Source organism: Nostoc sp. 2RC (assembly GCF_014222165.1).
Lineage (GTDB): Bacteria > Cyanobacteriota > Cyanobacteriia > Cyanobacteriales > Nostocaceae > Nostoc > Nostoc linckia.
Genome location: NZ_JACKZU010000313.1, coordinates 1 through 9908, shown reverse-complemented (window position 1 = coordinate 9908; position 9908 = coordinate 1). Strand labels below are relative to the sequence as shown.

Sequence of the window (9908 nt, the reverse complement as noted above, 5' to 3'; positions counted from 1 at the left end):
CCCCTGCTCCCCTGCTCCCCTGCTCCCCTACTTCCTTTAAAAGGGTTGGGAATAAACTTTTGAATAGTTAGTTCTGGACGATTGAGATAACCCCGCGCTACACCTAAACCACCAATATAAACTTCACCAGATACACCAATTGGTACTGGTTGGAGATGAGAATCCAGTAAATAAATCTGGGTGTTGGCAATTGGACGACCAATTGGCACAGGATTTTTCAAATCATGGTTTTGACAATTGTATACACTGCTCCAAACTGTTGCTTCTGTGGGGCCATACTCATTAAATAAGGATGTATAGGGTAGTAACTGATGATGGCGTTCAAGCAACTCTGTAGAACAAGATTCCCCAGCAACAATAACTGTTTGCAAAGAGCCAAGCCCAGTTATATCTGTGTGTGCTAAAAGAGCGCTGTAGAGTGAGGGAACACTCAACCAGTGTGAAACTTGATGTTGAACAATCAGCTTGGCTAATTCCCAAATATCTCTCTGGGAACTTTCTCTTAACAGAACCAGCCTACCTCCTTGACACAATGTCCAAAATATGGGTGCTACTGAACTATCAAAAGCAAAGGAGGGAATTAATAAGAAACTGGTAACGGGTTCTGAGTAATAAGTAATCCGCGCAAAGGTCGAATGGACTAAGTTTTGCTGGGTAACGAGTACTCCCTTGGGTTGACCTGTGGAGCCTGATGTGTAAATAATGTAGGCGAGGTTTTCTAATGTGCTTGTACTGCTGGGGTTTTCTGGACTCTCCCGCGCTATGATCTGCCAGTCTGAGTCTAGGCAGACAATTTGGGCTGTGTGGGTAGGTAAATATGCTATTAGCCGTGCCTGAGTCAGCAGGACTGGCACTTGAGCATCTTCCAGTATAAAAGCGAGATTTTCTTGGGGATATGCTGGGTCTAAAGGTACGTAGGCTCCTCCTGCCTTCAGAATTCCTAAAATTCCCACTATCATCTCTAAAGAACGCTCTACACACAGAGCCACCGGCACATCGGACGTTACTCCTAAACGCTGCAAGTAATGAGCTAGGGCATTAGCTCGATGATTTAACTGTTGGTAGCTGAGTTGTTCACCTGCAAAGGCGATCGCGATCGCATCAGGATTTTGTGCTGCCATAGCCTCAAAGTGTTGATGGATACAGCAGTCTTGAGTATATTTAGTGGCGGTGTTATTCCATTCTCCGAGCAACATTTGCCGTTGGCGATCGCCCAAAAGACATTGCGACTCGTAACGTGCTAACGGCTGTAAAGACATTGCCGTTAGTGTTTCTCTAAAATGACTGCCAATAGTCTCTAACTGGGCATGACTTATCTGTGTCAAGTCACACTCTAAATCGAGTTGGATGCAATTTGAGGCATGATTGAGATTAAACTCAGACCGCAAGGTAAAATGAGTTTCACCAAAACCCCTCGCTCCTAAAACTTCCAAACCTTTGAGACTTTGCAGACTCTCATAAACATGAAAGTTAGTGTAATTAAAAACAGTTTCAACTAGGGGCTGGAGAGCCTGACGACCAACAAGTTGGTGTAAATCTGCGTAGGGATAACGCCTAAAGGGTAACAACTCTCGTTCAGCTGCAAAAACCTGCTGCACCAACTCTAGCCAAGTTCCACCCATCAGCTGCAAACGCAAGGGAACCGTGTTCAAATGGATTCCCAGAGTTTTTTCTCCGTCAACTTCTTCCAATCGACCATTAGACTCCAGCCCTGTGAGGATATCACTCTCACCACTTAACAAACTCATCACCCTGATATGTGCAGCTAACAAAACGTTTTTGAGGGGGACTTCTGCTAACCGAGCTAGTTTTTGCAATTTCTCAGAAAGTTCAGGAGAGATGGGGACATCTAAAAAGCCAATTTCCGGGGTATTTGTGCTGTGGTGAAGCCCTACCCAACGGGCTATTCTCGTGGTCACACAATCGGCTAATTTTTGCCTCCAAAAATCTTGAGAGTCTGGCGATGCCAATGTTGCACGCTCTAAGGCGACAAAATCTCGATAAGCTATAGCTGGGGCTGGTTCAATGGCTTCGCTTTTACCGTTGAGCAGAGCATAATAATGATGCAGCAATTCCGTCAGCAAACAAGCTTTGCTCCAGCCGTCAAGAATAGAAGTGTGACAGCTAAAGGTTAGATAAAAGGACTGCTCTGTAAGGCGGTGAATGAAAAAGCGAATAAATGGTGGGGAAGACCAATCAAAATTTCGTCGTTTTTCAGCTTTTATCCAGGTGGAAAGTGCTTGTTGTTGTTGCTCTGGTGATAAATCGCGCAAGTCTTCGACGTGAAAGGGAGCAGTAACTTGTTGATGAACTAACTGTAGGGGTTCACTAAAGTTAGTCAGATCGAAGGATGTCCGCAGAATAGCATGGCGATCGACAACGTGCTGTAGAGCTTTTTGAAACAATTCAATATCTAGACGAACTTGCAAATTGTAAAGAAAAATATCATGGTACATCGGCTCATCAGGCATGGACTGACTGTGGAAAATTACCCCAGCCTGAACCCTAGCCAAGGGATAGGCATCTTCTACATCTTTGGGTAACTTTTGCCGTTCTGCATCAGAAATCAGACTAAATGGCTCTGTTTTGCGAGTTACTAAAGCACTGGGTTCGACAAAGGTAATTTCTTGTGCCAGCGAGTCGATAGTCTGATGCTGGAAAATCTGCGCTAAGGAGAAGCTTAAACCTTTTGCAGTGGCTCTAGCTAGCACTTGAATGCTACGAATTGAATCTCCTCCCAACTCAAAAAAGTTGTCGTGAATGCCCACTTGTTCAATGTCTAGCACCTCTGCCCAAACCTCTGCCAATGCCTTTTCGATAGGAGTGCGAGGTGCTACAAAAGCTTTTTCCAATTCAGGTCTGACTTTACCGGGAATTGGTAAAGACTGCCGATCTACCTTACCATTCGGCGTTAAAGGCAGTGCATCCAGTATGACGAAAGCCGCCGGAACCATGTAATCGGGAAGCTTCTCTAAGAGAAAGCGACGCAATTCACTAGTAGTGGGTGCTGGTTGATGACGGGTGACGCAATAAGCAACTAATTGCTGATTCCTAGAATCAGCCTGAGAATTAGCTAATTCTCCCTTGAGTAAGCGACGCAAACCAGTAATTGTTGATGAATTTTCTACGTCAACTAGTGGTGTGAAATCCCGGTTCTGTTCCTTCTTCTCAATTTCCCTCATCAAAACAACAACTTGCTGCAATGCTGGATGTTGACTCAGTACCGCTTCAATCTCTCCTAGCTCAATCCTGAACCCCCGCAATTTAACTTGATGGTCAAGTCGTCCCAAATATTCAATGTTGCCATCGCTCAGGTAGCGTGCCAAATCCCCAGTTTTGTAAAGACGGTTAAATTTTAGATTTTGGATTTTAGATTTTGGATTATCGGAATTTTCATTCTTGTCCCCCAATCTAAAATCTAAAATCGGCAATCCAAAATCGCCAAAGGGGTTGGCAATGAATTTAATATCTGTTAATTCTGGTTGATGGAGATAACCCCGCGCTAAACCCACACCGCCAATGTGTAGTTCCCCCGGTACGCCAATAGGCACCGGTTGCAAGTGATTATCTAGCAAATAAATTTGTGTATTGGCAATGGGACGACCAATGGGAACAGTATATTTACTACTCTCACGTTCGCAAGCCCAGAACGTAACATCGATCGCAGCTTCCGTTGGCCCGTACAAATTATGTAAGTCTGCATTCAAACGCGCAAAAAATCGTTCTTGTAGTTTCAAAGGTAGGGCTTCACCACTACACATCACCTGCCTTAAGCAGTGACATGCCTCAAGCCCAGGTTCCTCAAGAAAAACTTGCAACATGGAAGGAACAAAATGCACCGTGGTGATCTGTTCCTGGGCAATTATCTGAACAAGGTAGGAGCTATCTTGGTGACCTCCTGGACGAGCTACCACGCTTACCGCTCCGGTAGTCAAAGGCCAAAAGAATTCCCAAATGGAAACATCAAAGCTAAAAGGTGTCTTTTGCAACACCTTATCTACTGTTGTCAGTCGATAAGTTTCCTGCATCCAAGATAGACGATTGCAAATTCCTCTATGGGTGTTCATTACCCCCTTTGGTTTACCAGTCGAGCCGGAGGTGTAAATCACATAAGCTAAATTATCAGCTGTCACCTGGCTCACTGGGTTGTCCCCACTTTCACTAGCCCAAATCTCCTGGTTTTTGTCCACTAAGACCACTTGCGCCCCATGTTCAGGCAAAGCTGCAAGGAATTTCTCTTGAGTCAGCAACACTGAAACCTGGGCATTTTCCACCATGAAAGCCAAACGTTCTTGAGGATAAGAGGGATCTAGAGGAACGTAAGCTCCTCCAGCTTTGAGAGTCGCCAAGATACTCACCACCATTAAGAGCGATCGCTCCAGGCAAATACCAACCAACACCTCTGCCTCTACTCCCAGAGTTTGCAGATAATGTGCTAATTGATTGGCTCGTCGATTCAATTCGGCATAAGTGAGTTGTTCTGTTTCAAATACTACCGCCACTGCATCCGGTGTCTGCTCTACCTGAGCCTCAAATTGTTGATGGAGACAAGGTTTGCTGGCGTAATCTACTTGAGTATCATTCCACTCGATTAATAATTGTTGCTGTTCTAATTCGGTAAGGAGTGGTAGAAGTGAGATATGCTGCTGTGAGTCGGCAACAATACCTTCTAGCAAGGTTTGAAAATGACCAGCCATCCGCGCAATAGTGGCAGCATCGAATAAGTCTGTGTTGTATTGCCAAGAAGCAGATAGGGTTTCATCCACCTCAGCCATGACGAGATTGAGGTCGAACTGAGCAATTCGCTGTTCCAGGGCTAGGGACTCTAGTTCTAGTTCCCCTAATTTTATCCTTGCTCCTGTTTCCCCTAATGCAAAGGCTGCCAAACCTTCTTCATTGAGCAGATGCGCTTTCTGCAAAACAAACATCACTTGAAATAATGGTGAACGACTGGCATCTCGCACTGGTTGTAGTTGCTCAACCAGTCGGGCAAAGGGGTAGTCTTGATGATCAAAAGCATCCAGCACACAAGAACGGACTTGAATGAGAAACTCGTCAAAGGTGGGATTTTTTGATAAAGGCGATTGCGCGGATGCCAAAGGCGTAGGCGTCCCCGCCCGCCGCAGGCATCGCAATACTACCGGATTGACAAAATACCCTACCAGTGATTCTGCATCAGTTCGACTTCTACCTGTTGTGGGGGAACCCACTAGGAAGTCTTCTTGACCTGTGTAGCGATAAAGCAGCACTTGAAAGGCTGTTAGCAAGGTCATGTAGAGAGTAACTCCACGTTTGCGGCTGAAGTCTTGTAGCTGTTGAGTTAATTCTGCACTCAGCTGGTAGCTAAAAGAAGCTCCTTGATAGGTTTGAATGGCTGGACGCGGACGGTCAGTTGGCAAATTTAATACAGGTAATTCTCCTGCCAACTGCTTTTGCCAGTAGCTCCACAGGCGATCGCCTTCTGGACTCGCCAGCATTCGAGACTGTTCTCGCACATAGTCGGTATACTGCCAGACCAAAGGAGGCAGAATCACAGGTGTATTATTTTTGTTGCTCTGGTACAGTACTCCTAACTCATCTATCAAGACGGTGAGGCTCCAGAAGTCGGCGACGATGTGGTGGACAACGAGTAAAAGAATGTGTTCCGTTTGTGAGCGAGTCAACAGACTCACCCGCATTAGGGGGCCTTGCTCAAGATTGAAGGGATGGTATGCTTCTTTAAAGAGGCGATCGCTCAAAAATTCCTCATCCCATGTTGCAGCATCTTCCTGTTGCCAGCAAACCTCTACATGCTTATGAACTCGCTGTATAGGATGTCCGTCAACATTTCTGAAAGTCGCGCCCAGAATTGCATGGCGTTCCACTAAAGTCTGAAATGCTCGATGCAATGCAGAAATATCAAGCTCGCCACGAATACGCAGAGCATTAGCAATGTTGTAAGCAGGACTCTCTGGTGCTAGCTGGTGTAAAAAGTACAAAGCCTGTTGACCGTAGGAAAGAGGGAACTCAGTGACAGTCTCATTAACTTCGGCTGGAGCGCTTTTGGGGACGGAAGAAACATTTGTATGATTTACGCAAAATCTCTCTGAAAACCTCTTTCCTTTGTGTCCTTCGTGTCCTTTGCGGTTCGATTCTTGATTACTCGTGGGTAAGTCAACATCTATTAACTGAGCAAGTACTACGGTTGCTAGTTGGTTAATACTGGAACCCCCCAGAAAGCTAGTCATCGGTAAGACTACACCCAAGTTAGTTTCAATAGCGTGCTGGAGTTCTATTGCCATTAACGAATCGAGTCCCACAGTATTTAAGGGTTGCTGTGGATTGACGAGTGAGGGAACTAGTTTGAGAACCTGAGCTACTTCCTGCTGAAGATAACAAGTTAACTGTAACTGACGCTCTTGCGGTTCTAATGTCTGACTTTTTACCTCATGTGGAAAAGCTAACGCGAAACCTAACCCCCCAGCCCCCTTCCCTTGTAGGGAAGGGGGAGAATTCAAAGCCTCTCTCCTTGTAGGAGAGAGGTTTGGAGAGAGGTTTTTCAGATCCCCTAAAACGCTGCTAGCCAAATTTTCCCAACTTCCTGCCAAAAAACTAGTGCGACAAGCATGGCGCTGAATTTTACCACTAGAAGTTTTGGGGATACTACCTGGTTTGAGGAGTAAAACTGCATAAACTTGCAGTTCATGTTCTTCTACTACTGCTTGACGGATAGCCCTAATGACTTCCTCAGTCGCCAAATTCCGTAGGAAACCGCGCTTAACTTCTTGAGTAATAACTAATCTCTCTTCACCACCAACATCAATGACAAAGGCTGCACCACCGCTAGGTTGCAGTGATGGGTGGCTTTGTTCTACCGACCATTCAATGTCTTGCGGGTAATGATTGCGACCCCGAATAACGATCAAATCCTTCAGGCGACCTGTGACAAATAGCTCTCCCTCCTGCAAAAAGCCCAAGTCTCCTGTCCGCAGAAAAGGCCCGTCTTGAGTATCCTTGAGGTAGGCTCGGAATGTGTAATCAGTTTGCTCTGGCTGATTCCAGTAGCCTTGGGTGACGCTTGGCCCTGCAACCCAAATTTCACCCACCTCACTAGGCTGGCAACGGGTTAGAGTCTCAGGATGAACTATGGCAATCTTTAAATCTTGTAAGGCATGACCACAACCGACTATGGTCTGTACGCCAGCTTCATTTTCACCAAAAGGATAAGGTTCAAAGCCTCGCTCCTTGTGGGTAATCGCTCCCTTGTTTCCCTGCCCCTCTGCCCCTCTGCTCCCCTGCTTCCTCTGCCCCTCTGCTTCCCCTGCTCCCCTGCTCCCCTGCTCAAGAGCTTTTTCACTGGCTGGAACTATTTTATTTTGCAGCAGTGCCGCCGACTGAACTGGCAATAACACAGGTGGAGCTAATTTGCTGCCACCAGTTATCATCAGCGTTGTTTCTGCCATCCCGTAACAAGGATAGAAACTCTCACGCCGGAAGCCACATTCAGCAAAGGTAGCGGTAAACTGCTCTAGAGTTTCTTTCCGAATCGGTTCAGCGCCGTTAAAAGCAATTTCCCAGCTACTTAAATCCAGGGTGGCTCGTTGTTCGGGCGTAATTTTGCGAACACACAGGTCATAGGCAAAGTTGGGGCCACCGCTAGTTGTTGCTTTATACTGCGAAATCGCCTGTAGCCACCGCAAGGGCTTTTGTAGAAATGCCACGGGAGACATGAGTATGCACGGTATACCCAAGTACAACGGCTGAAGCAGATTCCCGACTAAACCCATGTCATGAAACAGGGGCAGCCAACCCACGAAAAGGGTATTTTCTGTGTGCTGCATCGCCTGTTTAATTACAAGTTCGTTATGCAGCAAATTTCCATGACTCACCATTACGCCTTTAGGTGTACCCGTAGAGCCGGAAGTATACTGCAAAAAGGCGAGGCGATCGCTATTTATAGATGGTTGCTGCCATGAATTTGCTAAGTCGCTAGTAATGTCATCAGTAGTCAGCAACCGCAGAGTTTGTAAATTCGGATATTGGGCGAATTGTCGTTCAATGTTGGCAAAGACAGTTGTGGTGGTCAGGGCAATTGCTGCTTGTGCATCTGCCACAACTGTCTGGAGTCGGGACAGGGATTGGTTCGGTCGGGGTGGATAAGCCGGAACTGCGATTACCCCAGCATAGAGACATCCGAAAAATGCAGCAATGAATTCTAAACCAGGTGGGTAGAGCAGTAGTCCACGCTCTCCACTTTTGACTCCACAACTTTGAAGTAGGGCAGCAATGCTTCGAGCTTGGCGATCTAGTTCTCCATAAGTCAAATATGATGCTTCTACTTCTCCATCAAGCAGAAAAGAATAAGCTTTTTGCTCAGGTTTCAGAACCGCTCTCCAATGGAGAAGTTCAACCAATGAGGTGAATTCCCTCGGTAGCTCGGAAAGATTTTTGCCCATTTATGTTACTCCATTTATACAACTATCTATGTGGAGCCAAAGTGCCTAGTTGTGTTAAGTGCGATCGGCTACGCTGGGCGGTTACGCCATTGCGTTTAAAGCCTTTATTTATTGAAAATTTCAATTAGCCTTTACGTATTTTTTTGAGATCCAAGTTTTATATTTTAAAGTATAAAATATAACATTATGATAAATTCAGACAAAGTATGAACTAACGCGATCGCTATACAAGTTTGACAGCTTTCTGAGATTTACAGTTTGTTTATATTTGATATTAATAAAATTAATTATCATTAATCTAATACTCTTGTCAAGCATTTAACTATATGCAACCAATATTTAAAATATCCAAAATGGCATTTTTATCATACCTGTAAAACACTCATAAATATGAATATATTTGCTTTAAGCTGTCCATCACAATATTTTCAGGACAGTCTACACAATTTTTTTATCTGGGAAATAAAAAAACATGAATAGGACGATTTGTCAAATTTTGCATAGCTTATATAAAGTAGATTTGTCAGTAGTAAACTGATAGTCTAATTGTGACAAAAATAATCTAGTGGAAATAAAAATTACCAAATGTTCAAATAAAATAAAAGCTAATTTTAGATAACTCTAGTAATCTGTCAAGTTTAAACTGATGGGTATTAATTCAGTTCGTAGCTTTATCGCTAAAGCGCAACTACGAACCATAATAGTAGGTTCGTTTGCGCCAAGCTGTACTACGTTTCATTTCACAAGTATATCAATACTTAAATACAACAATGTTTAATGAATTCATAACCTCTTTACACAAACAATTAGAGTAGCAGAAAAAGAAATTATTTTTATGTGCAGGCTATTCAATTCTAATAAAATATCAGTTAAAGCAAATTTTGACTTATTGATATTGCGGTTAAAGTGATTAATTTTTACCACTTTGATATATTCAAAGCGTTAATTTTGATACAAATAACTGTTTTGAGGATAATTCTGAAAAAAGTGGCTGAGGTTGGTATGGTATTTTGAAAGCATAGTTGTCTTTTGCGAACAAAAATAATTAATAAATATTCTCAATTATTTATTGTAGCACTTGAAAGTAAAAGCGTATTGCGATCGCATGTAATTAGGTGTGGCTTGATTTCATCAATATTGTGGTGTGGAGGAAAATTTTGAAACTAAGACAGATGATCTATCTAGGGATTGTTGGAGCTATTTGTGTGTTGGGGACTCAGCCCGTAAAAGCCCAGTCAGCAGAACCACCAATTACAAAGATTCCCCAACTGAGTGATATTCCACGTCCCCACACCAATGTTAAGGACTGGCTAGCGCAGCAGAATCAACAGACTGAAGTCACAGTAGTAACAGGAGTGCGCCTGAACCTAACTTCTAGCGGATTGGAGATCCTCTTAGAGGATGTTTGGAAAGTATTAAACAATTCAGTTAAGCCAGTCTTTTAAGCATTAACCGAATCATTGCTACTTGTAC

2 protein-coding genes are annotated in these 9908 nt (G+C 44.1%); one reads left to right on the top strand and one right to left on the bottom strand.

Going from position 1 to position 9908, the window contains the following annotated elements; all coding sequences use genetic code 11:
- On the bottom strand, positions 1-8435 hold an 8435-nt coding region (locus tag GNE10_RS26390), incomplete at its 3' end, for a non-ribosomal peptide synthetase (RefSeq protein WP_221643002.1).
- Positions 8436-9592: 1157 nt separating this feature from the next.
- Between GNE10_RS26390 and GNE10_RS26375 the strand changes: the two genes are divergently transcribed.
- The gene (locus GNE10_RS26375; RefSeq protein WP_221643001.1) at positions 9593-9880 is read left to right on the top strand and encodes a hypothetical protein; all 288 of its coding nucleotides are present in this window, start codon (positions 9593-9595) and stop codon (positions 9878-9880) included.
- Positions 9881-9908 lie beyond the last annotated feature (28 nt).